General features: G+C 70.8%; 15 protein-coding genes. 8 read left to right on the top strand and 7 right to left on the bottom strand.

The features are described 5' to 3' along the window. The first annotated feature begins 144 nt into the window (after positions 1–144). The 5 genes from ACQPYK_RS12100 (at position 145) to ACQPYK_RS12080 (ending at position 6,863) form a co-directional block, all read left to right on the top strand. On the top strand, positions 145–735 hold the full coding sequence (locus ACQPYK_RS12100) for an RNA polymerase sigma factor (protein ID WP_433254203.1): 591 nt from the start codon (positions 145–147) through the stop codon (positions 733–735). After that, the gene (locus ACQPYK_RS12095) at positions 732–1,811 is read left to right on the top strand and encodes a CU044_5270 family protein (RefSeq protein WP_433254201.1); all 1,080 of its coding nucleotides are present in this window, start codon (positions 732–734) and stop codon (positions 1,809–1,811) included. The genes ACQPYK_RS12100 and ACQPYK_RS12095 overlap by 4 nt, the downstream gene beginning before the upstream one ends. Positions 1,812–1,923: 112 nt before the next feature. Continuing rightward, positions 1,924–2,856 carry a pirin family protein gene (locus ACQPYK_RS12090; RefSeq protein ID WP_433254199.1) on the top strand — a complete coding sequence of 311 codons (933 nt, stop codon included), beginning with the start codon at positions 1,924–1,926 and terminating at the stop codon, positions 2,854–2,856. An 822-nt stretch (positions 2,857–3,678) separates the two neighbouring features. Further along, entirely contained in the window at positions 3,679–4,293 is a 615-nt protein-coding gene (locus tag ACQPYK_RS12085; RefSeq protein WP_433254197.1) for a hypothetical protein, read from the top strand. Further along, positions 4,290–6,863, top strand: coding sequence for a S8 family serine peptidase (locus ACQPYK_RS12080; protein ID WP_433258768.1), 2,574 nt, complete (start codon positions 4,290–4,292; stop codon positions 6,861–6,863). Before ACQPYK_RS12085 ends, ACQPYK_RS12080 begins: the two co-directional genes overlap by 4 nt. Before the next feature lie 184 nt (positions 6,864–7,047). Here the strand turns inward: ACQPYK_RS12080 and ACQPYK_RS12075 are convergent, their stop codons facing one another. From ACQPYK_RS12075 to miaA, 6 genes are all read right to left on the bottom strand, one after another. Next, entirely contained in the window at positions 7,048–7,719 is a 672-nt protein-coding gene (locus ACQPYK_RS12075) for an HNH endonuclease family protein (protein ID WP_433254195.1), read from the bottom strand. Between the two features lie 135 nt (positions 7,720–7,854). Next, entirely contained in the window at positions 7,855–8,217 is a 363-nt protein-coding gene (locus ACQPYK_RS12070; RefSeq protein ID WP_433254193.1) for a phosphomannose isomerase type II C-terminal cupin domain, read from the bottom strand. 140 nt (positions 8,218–8,357) lie between these two features. After that, positions 8,358–9,116: an SDR family NAD(P)-dependent oxidoreductase gene (locus ACQPYK_RS12065; protein ID WP_433254191.1), complete on the bottom strand. Its 759-nt coding sequence runs from the start codon at positions 9,114–9,116 to the stop codon at positions 8,358–8,360. Between the two features lie 241 nt (positions 9,117–9,357). Next, complete coding sequence (locus ACQPYK_RS12060) at positions 9,358–11,634, bottom strand: tetratricopeptide repeat protein (RefSeq protein WP_433254189.1); 2,277 nt, start codon at positions 11,632–11,634, stop codon at positions 9,358–9,360. Between the two features lie 61 nt (positions 11,635–11,695). Next, complete coding sequence (gene dapF / locus ACQPYK_RS12055) at positions 11,696–12,502, bottom strand: diaminopimelate epimerase (protein WP_433254187.1); 807 nt, start codon at positions 12,500–12,502, stop codon at positions 11,696–11,698. A gap of 116 nt (positions 12,503–12,618) precedes the next feature. After that, positions 12,619–13,524 carry a tRNA (adenosine(37)-N6)-dimethylallyltransferase MiaA gene (miaA, locus tag ACQPYK_RS12050; protein ID WP_433254185.1) on the bottom strand — a complete coding sequence of 302 codons (906 nt, stop codon included), beginning with the start codon at positions 13,522–13,524 and terminating at the stop codon, positions 12,619–12,621. A 221-nt stretch (positions 13,525–13,745) separates the two neighbouring features. Between miaA and ACQPYK_RS12045 the strand changes: the two genes are divergently transcribed. Further along, a complete protein-coding gene (locus ACQPYK_RS12045; RefSeq protein WP_433254183.1) occupies positions 13,746–14,228 on the top strand; it encodes an antitoxin in 483 nt (160 codons plus the stop codon). Positions 14,229–14,430: 202 nt separating this feature from the next. Here the strand turns inward: ACQPYK_RS12045 and ACQPYK_RS12040 are convergent, their stop codons facing one another. Continuing rightward, on the bottom strand, positions 14,431–14,949 hold the full coding sequence (locus ACQPYK_RS12040) for a methylated-DNA--[protein]-cysteine S-methyltransferase (protein WP_433254181.1): 519 nt from the start codon (positions 14,947–14,949) through the stop codon (positions 14,431–14,433). A gap of 597 nt (positions 14,950–15,546) precedes the next feature. Between ACQPYK_RS12040 and ACQPYK_RS12035 the strand changes: the two genes are divergently transcribed. Both ACQPYK_RS12035 and ACQPYK_RS12030 read left to right on the top strand, forming a co-directional pair. Continuing rightward, entirely contained in the window at positions 15,547–15,957 is a 411-nt protein-coding gene (locus ACQPYK_RS12035; protein WP_433254179.1) for a type II toxin-antitoxin system VapC family toxin, read from the top strand. Positions 15,958–16,030: 73 nt separating this feature from the next. After that, positions 16,031–16,978 carry a ribonuclease Z gene (locus tag ACQPYK_RS12030; protein WP_433254177.1) on the top strand — a complete coding sequence of 316 codons (948 nt, stop codon included), beginning with the start codon at positions 16,031–16,033 and terminating at the stop codon, positions 16,976–16,978. The last annotated feature ends 5 nt before the right edge of the window (positions 16,979–16,983 follow it).

Below are 16,983 nucleotides of genomic sequence, written 5' to 3'. Positions count from 1 at the left end.
CCGGATACGCTTTTCCCGCCGCCCCCCACCACCGCGAACCGACCGCGGCGAACAGGGAACCGGCCGGCGCCGAGCGGCGGAGTAGGGGTGAGGGCGCGGACGCGCCCCGGAAGGAACTCCCCTGATGACTGGACGAAACGGGTGGTGACGCTGGCGTCCCCGCAACGGGCCGGTACGCCTGCGTCGCCCCCTCACTTCGACGACGCCGCGCTGATCAAGGAGTCGATGGCGGACCCCGACAGGTTCGCCGGGCTCTTCGACCGGCACGCCGATGAGATCCACCGGTATGCCGCACGGCGGCTGGACGACGTGACGACGGCCGACGACGTGACGGCCGAGACGTTCCTCGTCGCGTTCCGCAAGCGGACCCGATACGACCTGACCAGAGCCGATGCCCGGCCCTGGCTGTACGGCATCGCCTCGAACCTGATCTCCGGCCACCGCAGGGCCGAGATCCGCAGGCTCAGGGCGTTGGCCCAGCAGGCCCCGGAGCCGGCGGCCGGGTTCGAGGAGCGCAGCGCGGAGCGGGTCACCGCCGACCAGCTCCGGCCGGTGCTGGCCGCCGCGCTCGCCAGGCTCGGCTCCGCCGAGCGGGACCTGCTCCTGCTGGTCGCCTGGGCCGAACTGACCTACGAGGAGGCCGCTCAGGCGCTCGGCATCCCGATCGGGACCGTGCGGTCCCGGCTCTCACGCACCCGGACCAAGATCCGCCGCTTCCTGGAGTCACACGCATGAACAACGACGAGATCGAGATGGTGGCCGGCATCCGCCCGGACGCGCCGCCGTACGACCACGAGGCGAAGAGCGCGGCTCGGCGGGGGCTGGCCGCGGCCGTCGCAGGTCGCAGGTCGCTGTGGCGCCGGCCGTACGCGATGGTCCTGGCCGGGGCGCTCGCGGTGGTGGTCGGCGGCACCGTGACGGTGATGACGCAGGCGCGCGAACGCGAGGCGGGCCGCACCGAGGTGGTGGTGGCGATGCCCAAGATCGCCCCCATGTCGGCGAGCGAGGTGCTCGGCAGGGCCGCGCGGGCCGCCGCGCGCAGCGACCTCGACCCGCGTGACGACCAGTTCATCAAGGTCGAGTCGCAGACGATGTACGGCGCGTTCGGAGGCATGGGCACCGACGCCGACGGCCACGCCCAATCCGAGACGCGCTACCTCTACCGGAGCAAGCGGGCGATCTGGCAGTCCGCCAACGGAGAGAGGGACGGCGCGCTGAAGATCGAATACCTGGAGCCGCGCGCCTATCCCGGCTGGCCCATCCCGCAGGAGGCCTACCGGCAGGAGAAGGGCGGATGGGATCGGCTGCCGGCCTGCGGCAAGTCGCCGGCCTACCTGCGCACCGACTACGCGAGCCTGAAGAAACTGCCCGACGACGCCGAGGGGATGCGCGCCCACCTCTACACCGGTGACCGCGGCGGCAACTCCAAGGACGAGGCCGCGTGGACCGCGGTGGGCGACATGCTGCGGGAGAACTACATGCCCCCGGCCCAGCGCGCGGCGCTGTTCAAGGCCGTGGGGACGATCCCCGGCGTCGACGTCGTGCAGGACGCCGAGGACGCGGCGGGCCGTAAGGGCATCGGGGTGGGCCGGGTCTTCGCGGGCGTGCGGGAAGATCTGATCTTCGACCCGGAGACCTACGAGCTCCTGGGCGAGCGGGGGGTCGTGGTCGACGAGAAGGTGGCGAAGTCCCCGGCGGGCAGCCTGGTCGCCTCGACCGCCCAGCTCTCCGTCACCGTGACCGACTCCCTGCCCGAGATGCCCGAGGCGTCCGGCGCGAAGGAGGACACGACCGTCGGCTGCGGCTCCTGACAGACGCAACGCCGCGCTCCGGCCGTGCCCGGCCCGGGTCCGGCCGGAGTGCGGCGTACCGGCGCCGTCACCGACCGGCCGGACGCGTCGGCGCAAGTCGTAAAGTCGGGTGGTGAGCAATCTGGAGGCAGTTCCGCGAGAGACCCTGTGCGCCGCCGCCGCCACGACCGGACCGGTCGTCGAACGGCTGGCCGGCCACGAGGTGGCGTTGGGCGGGCCACGCGCGATGGCGGTCACCCGCACGCTGCCCAGCCGGGGACGGCGGATGGTCGGCGCGTGGTGCTTCCTCGATGACTACGGACCCGAAGCGGCGGCCATGCGCGTGCCGCCGCACCCGCACACCGGCCTGCAGACGGTCACCTGGCTGCTGTCGGGTGAGGTGCTGCACCGCGACAGCCTGGGCACCCTGCAGCAGGTACGGCCGGGCCAGCTCAACCTGATGACGGCCGGGCGCGGCATCTCCCACTCCGAGGAGTCGGCCGAGACGCTGCTGCACGGCGTCCAGCTATGGGTGGCCCTGCCCGACGGCGACAGGCGTACGGCCCCGCATTTCGAGCACCACGCCGATCTGCCGGTCCTGACCGAGGGAGCCGCGCGGGTCACCGTGATCATGGGTTCGATGGGTGGCTCCACCTCTCCTGCTCGCACCTACACGCCGCTGCTGGGCGCGGAGGTCGCGATCTCCGGCGGTGCCGTCCTGCCCCTGGAACCGGATTTCGAGCACGCGGTCGTCCTGCTGTCCGGCGAGGTCGAGGTGGGCGGTGCGCGGCTCGACCGTGGGGAGCTGCTGTATCTGGGCTCCGGCCGCCGGGATCTCCGGGTGAGCGGGCAGGGGCGTTTCCTGCTGCTCGGCGGCGAGCCGTTCGAGGAGGAGATCGTGATGTGGTGGAACTTCATCGGTCGCAGCCACGACGAGATCACCGCCTTCCGCGAGGAGTGGCACAGCGGCGAGGCCTTCGGCACCGTCCGGGGCTTCGACGGCGCTCCCCTGCCCGCCCCCGCCCTCCCGACGACCCGCCTGAAGCCCCGAGGCCGCGTCCGCTGATGCGATGACCACGGATGTTCACCGGGTCGCGCACCGCGTGTCGGCGCAGGCCGGGCCGGTGTCGCCTCTTACCGCACCGGCGCCGTGAGCGGCCTCGGACACGGCGAGGGTATGAGGGCATGCGGTCACCGCTCTAGATGTCCGGGTCCTGCGTGCTGCCCGGCGGGACCGAACCCGGCAGTGAGGGTCCGCGAAAGATTCCACTCCATATTCGATCTTGACCATACTTCGTCGAACGAAGTATGGTCCTCCGTATGTCCAAGAGATCATTTGTGGCGCCCGCCGCTTCCGCGGCTCTCCCGCCGCCGGACGCGGGGCCACCTCGACGGTCGCGCATCGTCCCGCCACCACCCAGGCCCCTCGCTCCCCGGCTGATCCCAGCCGGAAGGTAGAACGTTCCCGCAGGTGACATCTGCGGTCCCCGACTCCCGAATTCATCCCGGGCAGGCGGGGACAAGCCGGGGCTCGGCCGACCGGCAACCCAGCAAGGCGCATTCACCCAGGTCGCGACGGGCGACCATGGCGCACGTCCCGGCCGGTTCGAGAGCTCCCGATCGCATACAGCCGCTTCCCCGCCGGAGGCGGCTTCGGGAGAGCCGACCGGCCTGGCCTTCACCGTAATCGGCTTCGCCTTCGACGGCGCCCGCATGGCCGGGTGGATCAACCGTCCTCATCCCAAGGCGCTCGCCCGGTTCTCCGTGACCGCGGCGGGATCAGCCGTCGCGCCCCGATCTCCCGGAGGACGCGTCGCCATTCGAGACAGGTGACGCGGCTTCCCGGGCCCGGGAAGCCGCGTCACTCCCTATCACCGAGAGGCAGTTCATGATTTTAGGCAACGGACTCGTCGCCGTCCTCCTTGCGGGAACGCTCGGCGTCACGCCGGCGCAAGGCGCGCAGGCCAGCGTCCCGCAACTGAGCGCCCAGCAGCCGGACGCCGGGAAGGCGAACGGCGTGACCCTGATAACCGGGGACCGGGTCGTGGTCGCCGGCACGGGCTACCACGTGGAGCCCGGTCCCGGCAGGCAGGTGGGGTTCATGAGGCAGGTGCGCGGGGGCCACCTGTACGTGATCCCGTCCGACGCCGGGCCCCTGATCGCCGAGGGGGTGCTCGACCGGCGGCTGTTCGACGTCACCCAGCTCCTGGCCTGGCACTACGGCGACGCCGACCGGCCCGACATCCCAGTGATCACCCAGTCGTCCAGGGGACCGGCGCCCACACTTCAGGGCGCGCAGCAGACGCGGCAGCTCGCCGACCTCGGCATGAGCGCGCTACGCGTGCCCAAGGCGAGCGCGGGCCAGACGTGGCGGGACCTGACGGGGGCACCCGTGCCCTGGCGGCGGGGACGACGAAGCTCTGGCTGGACGGCCGCCGCACCTTCAGCCTCGACCGGAGCGTCAAGCAGATCGGCGCCACCGAGGCCTGGAAGCAGGGCATGACCGGCAAGGGCGTCACGGTCGCCGTCCTGGACTCCGGCTATGACCCCGGCCACCCCGACCTGAAGGGTGTGGTGGCGCAGGAACGCAACTTCAGCGACGACCCCGACATCCGCGACACCCTCGGCCACGGCACCCACGTCGCCTCCATCGTCGCCGGCGCCGGACAGAAGTACCGGGGTGTGGCGCCGGACGCGAAGCTCGCCATCGGCAAGGTGGGCGGCGCCTTCGGCGCCACCGACTCCGCCATCCTGGCCGGGATGGAATGGGCGACCGTCGAGGTCAAGCCCAAGGTCGTCAACATCAGCCTCGGCGCGCCGGACACGGTGGAGCTCGACCCCATGGAGCAGGCGGTGAACTCGCTGTCGGCACGGACCGGTGCGCTGTTCGTCGTGGCCGCGGGCAACAGCGGCAGAAACCCGGTCGACAGCCCCGGCAGCGCCGACGCCGCCCTCACCGTCGGCGCCGTCGACCGGCAGGACCGCATCGCCGAATTCTCCAGCACCGGACCTCGCGAGGGCGACCACGCCATCAAGCCGGACATCACGGCACCGGGCGTGAAGATCATGGCCGCGGCTGCCACCGGCACCGCCGACGACTCCCACGTCGCGCTCAGCGGCACCTCCATGGCCACCCCCCACGTGGCCGGAGCCGCCGCGATCCTCGCCCAGCGCCACCCCGAATGGACCGGGCAGCAGCTCAAGGCCGCCCTCATCGGCAGCGCCACCCCCTCCGCCGGCGCCACGCCGTACCAGCAGGGCACCGGACGGGTGGACCTGGTGCGCGCCCTGGCCCAGCAGGTCGTGGCCGAGCCTGGCAACGTGTGGGCCGCCTTCCCCTGGAACGGCTCGGACGAGCGGGTGGCGACCAGGACCATCACCTACACCAACTCCGGCGACACCCCGGTCACCCTCGACCTGGCCGCCGACAGCCAGGTGCTCAAGCTCTCCACCCAGCGGATCGAGATGCCCGCCAAGGGGCAGGCGTCGGTCATCCTCACCATCGACGCCAGGGAGAAGGCGCCGGGCGACTATCCCGCAACCGTCACCGCCCGGTCGGGCGAGACCGTGATCCGCACGCTGGCCGGCGCGTTCGTCGAGCCGGAGTCCTACAACGTGACCGTCAACGCCATCGGCAGGAACGGCGAGCCCGTCGACGCCCGCTCCCAGCTCTACGATCCGAAGACCGGCGCCATTCGTGAACCGGTCTTCCAGAACGGGGTCGCCAAGGTCCGGCTGCCCAAGGGCGAGTGGAACCTGTACACGGAAATCTTCGATCGGGCGTCTGGGCTCACGCTCGCCCACACCGCGCTGAAGGTGGACGACGCCGACCAGCAGGTGACGGTGGACGCCCGCCAGGGCAAGCAGGTTCAGACCACGCTCGACGACCTGACCGCGGCACGTGAGCCCGGCTTCGACGTCCAAGTGGACTACGGGCCGTGGATGACGGCCTGGTCGGCACACCTGCGTCCCGGATTGGAGCTCTTCGTCGTTCCCGTGCGCCAGCCGGGGCTGCGCTATGCGTACAGAACCCTCTGGGAGAACAAGGACGTCTCGCCCAGCCCGTACGTCTACGACCTGGTCGACCGCCGCACCGACGGATTCCCCGAGGATCCCACCTACGCCGCCCGGCAGAAGGACCTCGCGAAGGTCACGGCGACCTACCGGGCCTCCGGCGTCGCAGCCAAGGCAACGCCGCTCTTCGGACCCCGACTCGGTGACGTCCCGGCCTTCTCCATGGCATCGCCCCAGGCGGATGTGGACCTGCCCGGAGCGCTCACCCACTATCGGACCCCGGGGTTGATCTGGGACAGCGCACTCCAGGTCGGCACGTCCCTGATGGCCGACGGCGGCAGGCTCATGAAGCGCGGCCACACCACGGAGACGTGGAACGCCGCCGTGACCGGCCCGTCCCTCGCCAGGCCCGGCGGCAGCCGTACCGGCGACGAGCTGACCTTCTCCGCCGGCACGCTCTTCGCCGACGGCGTCGCCGAGCGGACCGGGACGGACGGCGCGGCCACCGGCACCGCCACCCTCGCCAGGGACGGGCAGGTGCTCGCCAAGGCCGACCTCACCGGCTGTGAGATCGACCAGCCGCAGACGTGCGAGCTCCACGCCGACCTGCCGGCGGAGGACGCCTCCTACACGCTGAGCGCGTCGATGCGCAGGCAGGTGCCGTACCCGACGCTGTCCACGGCCGTGGACGCCGTCTGGACGTTCCGCTCGGCGAGTACGGCCAAGCGGCGGCCTCTGCCGCTGACGGCGGTGCGCTACGCTCCCGCCGGGCTCGACCACCTCAACCGCGCCAAGCCCGGCTCGCTGACCCGGCTGCCCATGTGGGTCGAGCGAAACCCGGGAGCCTCCGAGGCGACGGTGAAGTCCATCCGGTTGGAGATGTCCTCCGACGACGGCGCGAGCTGGCACCGGATCCCGGTCGCCCCCACCCCCTCAGGATGGGTCGCCGTGGTGCCCAACCCGACCACGCCGGGATTCGTCTCGCTGCGGGCGACGGCGACCGACACCTCCGGCACCAGCCTCGCCCAGACGATCACCCGCGCCTACGCCGTCGGGTGAGCCCGTAGTCTCTCGGTGGTCCGCCCGGATCGGTTTCACGGTCCCGAACCACCGAGGGAACCCCGGCGTCGAGCGACGCCGGGGTCGGTCGGCAACGGCCGGCGGGGCGGGCGTCTCCTTCTGCGGGCCGTCCAGATCGTCAAGGAGTGCGTCCCCCGCGGGCGCGTGACCGGGCCACGACCGATCAGCAGGAGCCGAGCACGTTCTTCATGGCGTCCTTCTCCGCGGAGGTCACCCACAGACCGTACTTGACCTTCACCTCGATCTGCCGCGTGACGTAGGCGCACCGGTAGGCGCGGCGCGGCGGCAGCCAGGTCGCCGCGTCGCCGGCGCCCTTCTGGCCGTTCAGCGGGCCGTCGGCGGCGAGCAGGTTCAGCGGGTCGTTGGCCAGTTCCTTGCGCTCGCTCGCCGGCCACTGCTGGGCGCCCTTCTGCCAGGCGTCGGCGAGGGCGACCACGTGGTCGATCTGCACCGCCATGCTGGTCTTCTGGCCACGCTCGAACTTGATGGTCTTGCCGCTGTAGGGGTCCTCGAGGACCCCGCTCAGCACGATGCAGTCATGGGTGCCCTGCTTGAACGTCTCGTCCTTGAGGTCGCGCTTGAGGATGTCGTTGCGGGTGTCGCAGCCGTTGTGGTCGACGTCCGACCACGCGGGGCCGAACTTCTCCCGGTCGAAGCCGGTCATCGGGGCACGGCCCTTGACCTGTAGCTTCTCCAGATCCTTGAGTGCCGCGGCGGAGGACTTCCCCGTGCCGGCGGATTGGTCGCCGGACCCTTGACCCAGGAAGCCGCAGCCCGTCAATGCGAACGCGATCGTCGCGACGACCGCACCCCGTCCCAGCGCAGACCGCACCATGCCACCTTTCACGCGCACTGACTACCCATGAAGTGGCAAATTACCCTATATATCGGCCAGTTCCCGGAAGGCGCGGCCCGACCGCCGGCCCGGCGCGAGGTGCGGGCCGGCGGCAGGACAGAGGGGGCTATGGTCTCAGGCCCGTCCGTAGGAGTCTTCGAGCCGCTCGATGTCGTCCTCGTCGAAGTGACCGAAGGCGATCTCCAGGATCCGGGTGGCCTCCCCCGCGGAGCTGAGACGATGTGTCTGGCCGGCCCGGATGAGCACGCGATCGCCGACGGAGGGCTCGATCCGCCCACCGTCGATCTCGAACACCGCCCCGGGGTCGAGAGCGACCCACAACTCGTCCCGGTGTTCGTGTCGCTGCAGGCTGAGCCGCTGTCCGGGCGCCACGTCGATGATCTTCACCGTGGACGTCTCGTTGAGCGTGTAACGCTCGAACCCGCCCCAGGGACGCTCGTCGCGAACAACCGCGCCGAGCCGGTCGATCTCCAGCAAGATGCCTCCATCCGCTTCCGTCAAGTGACGGTAACTCTCACACACCCGCATGACGGATACGCATGTTTCATGAAGCCGGACGCTTAACTGGGGCAATACTGTTGCCCCCTGACCTCCGGGCCCGCTGCTGCGCCCAGGCCTCAGGTGATGAGGATCCCGCCGTCCACCGGGATCACGGCCCCGGTCACGTACGACCCGGCATCGGAGGCAAGGAAGATCGCCGCGGCGACGAGCTCGGCCGGATCGCCGGCGCGTTTCATCAACACCCGGTGCTCAAGCTGCCATACCATGTACTCGGGTGCGTACTGCTCGGTCATCTCCGAGGCGAAGAAGCCGGGCTCGACGCAGTTGACCCGGATGCCGCGCCGGCCGGTCCACTGCTGGGCCAGGTCACGGGTGAGCCCGGCGACCGCCGCCTTGGAAGCGCTGTAGGCGGCCTGCGGCAGGCCGGCCGTGGTCTCCCCCAGGATGCTGCCGATGTTGACGATCGAGGAGCCGGGCCTCATGACCCGGGCACAGGCCTGCGCCATCCAGTAGGTGCCGTGCAGGTTGATCTCCACGACCTGCCGGAACTGCTCGGGCGTCTCCTTGAGCGCCGGCACCGCCGTACCGACGCCGGCGTTGTTGATCAGGACGTCCACCGCGCCCAGCTCGGCGACCGCCGTCTCGACCAGCGTCCGGCAGTCCTCGGGGCTGGTCACGTCGGTCGCCACGGCCACACACCGCCTGCCGGTCTCCTCGACCAGGGCTCGTGTCTCCTCAAGGCGGTCCTTGCGGCGCGCGCCGATCACGATGTCCGCGCCCGCCTCGGCCAGACCCCGCGCGAACGCGACTCCCAGCCCCGAGGAGGCCCCGGTGACGATCGCGACCTTGCCGTCCAGCCGGAATCGATCCAGCATCCAGACCCTCCTCCTGCGGAACCCTCCGCACGAACCCCTGACGCGGAACGTGTAGAACGGGATTCTAGAGGGGAGGGGCGCACTCTCCATGAGCGGGTTCCCACGGGCGGTGCGACGGCCTGAAGACGGGACGGGCTCCGGCTACGGCCTGGAGACGGGACGGGCTCCCGGCGACGGCCTGAAGACGGGACGGGCTCCCGGCGACGGCCGAGCCGACGCCGGGAGCCCGGGGAGCCGTCGGCTACAGGCCGTACTCCTTGGTGATGCGCTCGTGCCGCTCCACCTCGACGTCGACGGCCTTGGCCAGGTCGAGCCAGGCCAGCGGGTGCACCCAGCGTTCGGTGGCGTCGTCGAGCAGCGCGTCCACCTCGACCGGGGTGACGTCCGGGGGGACCGCGATCCAGCCGAACACGCCGGGCAGCCGCTCGCCCGAGGTCGGGTGGCTCACGGTGTAGTTCTCGTCGCTGTAGACCCACATCGGCCAGCCCCGCTCGGCCAGGACCTCGTTGAACTCGGTCCAGTCGGCCTCGCTGGGGGCCGCGCCGTCGAAGAACCAGCTGGTGTAGCCGCCGGGTCGCAGCATGCTGATCGCGGCGAAGGGCGGGATGAAGCTCTCCTGGTCCTCCGCCTTCTCCGGAATCGGCTCCAGCAGCTGCGGGTCGAAGACGACCAGGTCGCCGGCGTTGTAGTCCATGCCGGGAGGCTGCGGAATGGCCAGGCGGGCCGTCGCGGGGCCGGTGCGCAGGCTGATGACCGCGCGCTGGCTGCCGTCGGGGGCGGGCAGGATGATGCGCACCAGGCCCATCTCCTCCTCGATCGGCCCCTCGGTCGACTGCAGCGACATGCCGATCTTGACGGCGCCCGCGCGGACGGTCTCCCAGTCTTCGGCGGCCGTCGCCATGGTGATCATCCGCCAGACGTCCTCGGGCTCGATCTCGTCGGAGTCGAGGATGTCGCGCAGGATCCCGGCGCCCTTGGTGTTGTCGTCGGTCTGCTGTACGGCGGCGGCCCACAGGCGCCTGGCCTCGATGCCCGCACCGGCGGCGACCGCCGCCTCGCCCTCGGCCGCGGCCTGCTCCCAGCGCTCCCGAGCGCGGTGCAGGCGGCCCAGGGCCAGGTGACGCTGGGCGGCGGGGAGCCGCTCGGCCAGCTGCTCCAGGCGCTCGTCCTGGCGAGCCTCGATCAGCAGGCCGGTGAGGTAGGAGATGTCCTGCGGGTCGGCGGTCTCGATGTCGCCGGACTCGACCAGCATGGTCCAGTAGACGTCCGCGCCCGTGGCGGGGTAGCCGAGGAAGCCCAGCGTGGTGGTGTGACGGCGGGTGGCCTCCAGATTCTGCCCGGACAGCGGGGCCAGCCAGCCCACCCAGCGCTCAGGGTCGGCGTTGAAGCCGTCGGCGGCGTCGAAGTAGGCGACCAGCTCATCCTGGGGGCCGGGGGCCTTCGGCGGGGTGGCCGCGTCGGAGGCGGCGCGCAGCGCGGCGATCCGCTCGGCGACGTCACCGGGGCTCTTGAGCTCGCCGGCGCCGGACTCGGCGACGTCGGCCAGCAGACGGGCCTGCCACACGCCCTCCCGGGCGACGGCCAGGTCACCGGCGACGAGCGCCAGCTCGACCCGGGCGCGGTAGCCGCCCATCATGGCGAAGTAGTCGATCCACTGCTTGAGCACCCGGCCGAGCTGCCAGCTGTTGGTGATCTGCGCGGATCCGGCGAGCCGGCTGACGGCCCGCGCCCACTCCGCCCAGACCCGCGGGTGGTCGGCGACCACGTCGAGGTCGGGCAGGGCGTCGACGGCCTCCTGCACCCGGTCCAAGGTGGCGAGCACGAGCGCGCGAAGCACACCCTCGCGGTACGCCTTGGCCACCGGGTCGTCGGGCTTGAGTCCGGTCGCGGCGTCGAGCGCGGTGAGCGCGTCCTGCGCGCGGCCGGCGGCCAGGAGCGCGCGAGCCGAGGCCGCGCCCAGCTCCCAGCTCGCCTCGCGGCCGGCGGCGCCCAGCTTCGCCACGGCGGCCTCGGCGTGGGTGACCGCCTCGTCGGCGCGCCCGGCGTCCACCAGGGCCGCGACGTAATGCTCGGCGACGGCGGAGAAGGTCAGCGAGCCGGGCTCGGCCTCGATGGCCGACAGCGCCGCCAGCCGCTCGGGCGCGTAGCCGGGGCCGTCGGTGTTGGCCTGCGCGGCGGCCAGCGCGATGACCGCACCGGGTGCCGCCGGGCACTCACGGACGTCCTCGCGCCCGGCGAACTCGACCAGCGTCTCCGCGTCGGCCATCGCGACCGCCCCCTGGGCGCGATCGCCGACCCGGCCGATCAGGTGCCAGTAACGGGCGTAGAACTCAAGCCAGGGCAGTTCCAGGTTCTCCGCCTGCTGCGCGATGGCCGGCGCGAGCACGTCGAGCTGCGAGTATCGGCCCTCCAGTGCCTGCGCGGGCACGTCGCCGATCGCCATGGCCAGACCGGTGTGCCCGGCTTCGTGCAGTTGCCGCTGGGTGTCGCCCACCCAGGCCCAGATGTCCACGTCCATGGGACGTCAGTCTGCCAGGTCGGCGACCGTGCCCCAAACGACTCGGCTCACGCGCGTGCCCTCAGAGGGTGAGTTCTCCCGAGGCGACCAGGACGGCGGGGCCCGCCAGGTAGCTGGTGTGCTCGTCGAGGGTGACGGTGACGGTGCCGCCCAGGACTTCGACCGCCCAGGTGCCCGTGGTCTCTCCGGCCAGGTGCGCGGCCGCCACGGCCGAGGCGACCGCGCCGGTGCCGCAGGAGCGCGTCTCACCGGAGCCGCGTTCGAAGACCCGCATCACGATCCGGCGCGGGCCCACCGGGTTGAGCAGCTCGATGTTCACCCCGCTCGGGAACACCTCCGTGTCGAAGGAAGGCTGGTGACTCAGGTCGAGCTGAGCCACCGGGTCGCCGATGGCACAGGCCAGATGGGGGTTGCCCATGTCGACGTGGAGTCCTTCGTACTCCCGCCCCGCCACGCTCGTACGGCTACGCCCCAGCAGCCGGGGCGCGCCCATTTCCACCGTCACGTCTCCGGTCTCGGCCAGCCGGACACGCTTTACCCCCGCCCGGGTCGCCACGCCGAACTCGCCCGCGCCGGCCAGCCCCGCGTCGACCAGGTAGCGAGCGAAGACCCGCACCCCGTTCCCGCACAGCTCGGCGGCACCGCCGTCGGCGTTGCGGTAGTCCATGAACCACTCGGCCTCACCCGCCTGGCCTGCCACCTCGGGGCTGAGCTTCGTGGGCATCACGCGCAGCACGCCGTCGGCGCCGATCCCCGCGCGCCGGTCGCACAGCGTCGTCACGAACGAGGCGGACAGCTCGAGCTCACCGTCGGGGTCGGGAAGGATGACGAAGTCGTTCTCAGTGCCGTGTCCCTTTACGAATCGCATGTTCCGACTCTAGGTCCTGTCCTCCAGGCCTTCTTCCCCGCATGGCCGCCCGGTCCTTCAGGCCTTCCTCCCGTCCGGGTCCTGGCGTGACCGCCCGGCCTGCGGTCCACCGCCGGTCACCGGCGCACCTGTACGAGTGCCCGGCCGAGAAGGTCCGGCGCCTGCTGGGAAAGCCAGACCACCCGGGGGTCACGGCGAAACCACGACTCCTGCCGGCGGACGAACCTGCGCGTCGCGCGGATCGTCTCCTCCATCGCCTGCCCCTCGGTCCACTCTCCGTCCAGGAAGCGCAGCACCTGGGCGTAGCCGAGCGCGCGGCTGGCCGTACGGCCCTCGGCGAGTCCCCGTGCGGCGAGCTCGCGGACCTCCTCCACCAGACCGTCCCGCCACATGCGCTCCACCCGCGAGGCGACCCGCTCGTCCAGAACCTCTCTCGGCACCTCCACGCCCAGTTGCACGCTGTCGTAGACGGCGTCGTAGGAGGGCATCGTGGCGGAGAAGGGGCGCCCGGAGAACTCGACGACCTCCAGCGCGCGGACGATCCTGCGGCCGTTGCCGGGCAGGATCGCCTCGGCGGCCCGGGGGTCCCGCTCCCGGAGACGTTCGTACAGCGGCGCCGGGCCGGTGCGTTCGAGCTCCGCCTCCAGCCTGGCGCGGATCTCCGGGTCGGTGCCGGGGAACTCCAGGCCGTCGAGGGCGGCCCGCACGTAGAGCCCGGAGCCGCCCACGAGGATCGGCACGACGTCCCTGGCCCGCAGATCGTCGATCAGCGGCCGGACCAGCGCCTGGTATTCGGCCACGCTCGCGGTCCTGGTCACGTCCCAGATGTCGAGCAGGTGATGCGAAACCCCCCGCCGCTCGGCCACGGACAGCTTCGCCGTTCCTATGTCCATTCCCCGGTAGAGCTGCATGGAGTCGGTGTTGATCACCTCACCGCCCAGTTCGAGGGCGAGGTCCACGGCGAGATCGGACTTTCCGGCCGCCGTGGGGCCCACGACGGCGATGACTGGTAGCTGACGCACGCGACAAGTGTGTCAACTTCCCGGGACTGCTCGGGTGAGGAGACCGGGCCCGCGCCGAAGGAGAGCGCGGTGGCGGCCGCCGGGGGAACACAACACACAAATGCCTTTTTGTCGGAATTTGTGTTTTTGTGGACTGAAAACCGGAGACTCCCCATCACTGAGGGCGGAAACGGTTCTTCCGTCCGCCAAAAGGTGCAGAACGTTCATCGGGGGTTTCACCTATGTCGTTTTTCGACAAGGTCAAGAGCATGCTCGGCGACCACAGCACCAAGGCTGAAGAACTCGCCAACCAGGGCATCGACAAAGCAACACAGATGGCCAAGGAGAAGACCGGCGGCCAGTACGACCAGTACATCGACGCCGCAGCCGAGCAGGCCAGGCAGCGGGCGGACATGATCGACGGCCAGATCGGCACATCCCCGGTTCCCGGACAGAGCGACGCCTCACAGGTTCCCGGCGAGACCGGCACACCCCAGACGCTCAGCGAGCCCGGTACGTCCCGGGCTCCCGGTGAGACCGACACGACCTGGATCTCCGAGGAAACGGACACGTCCCAGGTCATCGGCGAGAGCGACACGACCCGGACTCCTGATGGAAGCGACACGACCCGGGTCTCCGAAGAGACGGACACGTCTCAGATCCTTGGCGAGAGCGACCCGCCCCGGAGCTCCGACGGGACGCGAAAGCCCCCGTACGGCACCTGAATCGGCCTGACCAACCGCGCAGACCGCCCGGCCCAGTCCCCGGGCGGTCCTCGCGCGTCTTCGCCCAGGGCCCGTCCGTCTTCGCCCAGGGCCCGCGCGTCTTCACGCAGGCCCGCGAGCCTTCATGTGAGCCCGCCCGCCTTCATGCGGGCCCGCGCCTTCACGCATGCCCGCCCGCCTTCGCCGGGCCCCGCCTTTCGGCTCAGGCCCAGTCGAGGGTCGGTTGCAGGTAGCCCTCCATGGTCAGCAGCCACCGCTTGGACTCCACGCCCTCTCCACCGCTGAACCCGCCCAGGCCGTTGCCGGCGACCACCCGATGGCAGGGGACGATGATGGGAATGGGATTGGCCCCCATGATCGATCCGATCGCCCGTGCCGGAACGCCCGTCCCGCTTCGCTCGGCCAGCTCGCCGTAGGTCACGGCCTGGCCGTACGCCACCGTCTCGTGGAGCGTGCCCAGCACCTTGCGCTGCACGGGAGAGGTCAGTCTCCAGTCCACCGGGACGCCGAAGACCCGCAGCCGGCCCGCGTAATAGTCGGCGAGCTCGGCGAGCGCCGGGGCCGTACGGTCCGGGTCGTCGACCTCGGCCAGTTTGAGGCCCTCCAGCATGCGGGCCCGGAACGCCTCCTCCCGGCCGTTCCAGCCGACGCTCGCCACTCCGGCCTCCGTGACGGCGACGAACATGTCTCCCAACGGTGTCGGGACACTCCCGAACGCCACGGTTCCTACCATGTGGACTGTGTCCCTTCGCGAACTCGTCGTCCTCGGCACCTCAAGCGCGGTGCCCACCCGTCACCGTAACCACAGCGGGTAGAGCCTTCCTTAGAGCAAGAACTCCTCGTAGATCCGCATTCCTTCCCATTCTCCGCGTCTTTCGCAGTACGCCCGCACAGATCTCAGCGGGCACCGAGAAGCCAGAGCCTCCTGCCTGGTCCTGGTGCGAAAGCCACGGTGAGCGGGCAGCCTTGAGGGGTGAACACTCGGTCGCGGTACGCCAGTCATCGTGGCCACTACACGCCACCTCGATGGACACGTCCGGCAACGCCTCCCGACGATCTTCAGCGCGGCGTAAACTCACTGTCATGAGCGCGGCACACGAAGAGTACGACGACCTTCACCGCCTGGTCGATCGCTTGACGCTGAACCAGGCGCGAGCCCTGCGTGCCGTCGCCCTGGAACTCGTGGAAAGCGAACCCGCGCCTCTCGCCGAAGCGCATGGCCGACGACGGCGACTGTCATTCGCCGGGATCATCGCCGATGAGCCGGACAGCGCCCAGCGTTCGGAGGAAATCCTTCTCAACCGGTTCCGGTCAGTTAGTGCTGATCTGCGACACCGGCCCCCTGTATGCGGCGATGAACCGGAAAGACCAGGATCACGCCCGCTGGCTTGATCTTCTCGAAACCCACCCGGGCCCGCTGATCCTCCCCAGCCCGGTTCCGGCAGAAGTCTGCTGGCTGTTGGAGTCACGGATAGGACCGGCCGCCGAAGCCGACTTCCTTCAGTCCATCGTGGACGGCGAGCTGACCATGGAACCGTTGACCACCGCCGATGTCGCCCGGATGAAGGCCTTAGTGGTGAAGTACGCGAACTTCCCCTTGGGAGCGGTGGACGCCGCCGTGATCGTCGTCGCGGAGAGACTCGACGTCCAGGAGATCGCCACCATCGACCATCGCCACTTCGAAGCGGTGAGGGATTCCCACGGCGGTCACTTCACGCTGCTGCCGTAACCACCGACCTCGCGCCTCTCGGACACGAAATCGCCGCCGCGACGGCTTCGTGGGAACACCTAGCATCGACCTCGTGTCCCTTCGCGAACTCGTCGTCCTCGGCACCTCAAGCGCGGTGCCCACCCGTCACCGTAACCACAACGGATATCTCCTGCGATGGGACGGTCAGGGATTCCTGTTCGATCCGGGCGAGGGCACCCAGCGCCAGATGCTCCAGGCGGGCGTCGGCGCCCACGACATCACCTGGATCTGCGTCACCCACTTCCACGGAGACCACTGCCTGGGGGTGCCCGGAATCGTCCAGCGCATCGCCAGGGACGGCGTCACCCACCAGGTTCGGGCGGCCTACCCCGCCGCGGGGGAGGTCTACTGGCGCCGCCTGCGCCACGCCAGCGCCTTCGCCGACACCTCGGTGATCGCCGAGTGCCCCGTCTCCGGACCGGTCACGGCCTTCGACGCCGGCCCGGTGACCCTCACCGCGCGCCCGCTGTCGCATCCCGTCGAGTCCTACGGCTACCGCCTCGACGAGCCGGACGGCCGCCGGATGGTCCCCTCGCTCCTGGCCGAACGGGGAATCGGCGGTCCGTCGGTCGGCGAGCTGCAGCGCGCCGGCAGGGTGACCGCCCCGGACGGCACGACGGTCCTGCTGGAGGAGTGCAGCGAGCCACGCCCCGGCCAGAGCGCGGCGTTCATCATGGACACCCGGTTGTGCGAGGGCGTGTTCGCCCTGGCCGCGGGGGTGGACCTGCTGGTGATCGAGTCCACGTTCCTGTCCGGGGAGTCGGCCCTCGCCTCTCAGTACGGCCACCTGACCGCCGACCAGGCCGGCCGGGTGGCCGCCGAATCCGGCGCCCGCCGCCTGGTGCTGACCCACGTGTCCGAGCGCTACGACGCCGACGATGAGCCCCGCTTCCTCGAAGAGGCGCACCGGTCCTTCGACGGCGAGGTCGTCCTCGCCCACGACCTGATGCGCGTCGCCGTCCCCCGCCGGGTCACCGGGTCGCCGGACGTCCCGGTGTAGCCGAG

The organism is Streptosporangium sp. CA-135522 (genome assembly GCF_050949235.1).
In the GTDB taxonomy this organism is placed as follows: Bacteria; Actinomycetota; Actinomycetes; order Streptosporangiales; family Streptosporangiaceae; genus Streptosporangium.
Note: the sequence above shows the minus strand (reverse complement) of the source record. Positions and strands in the feature narration are given on the sequence as shown.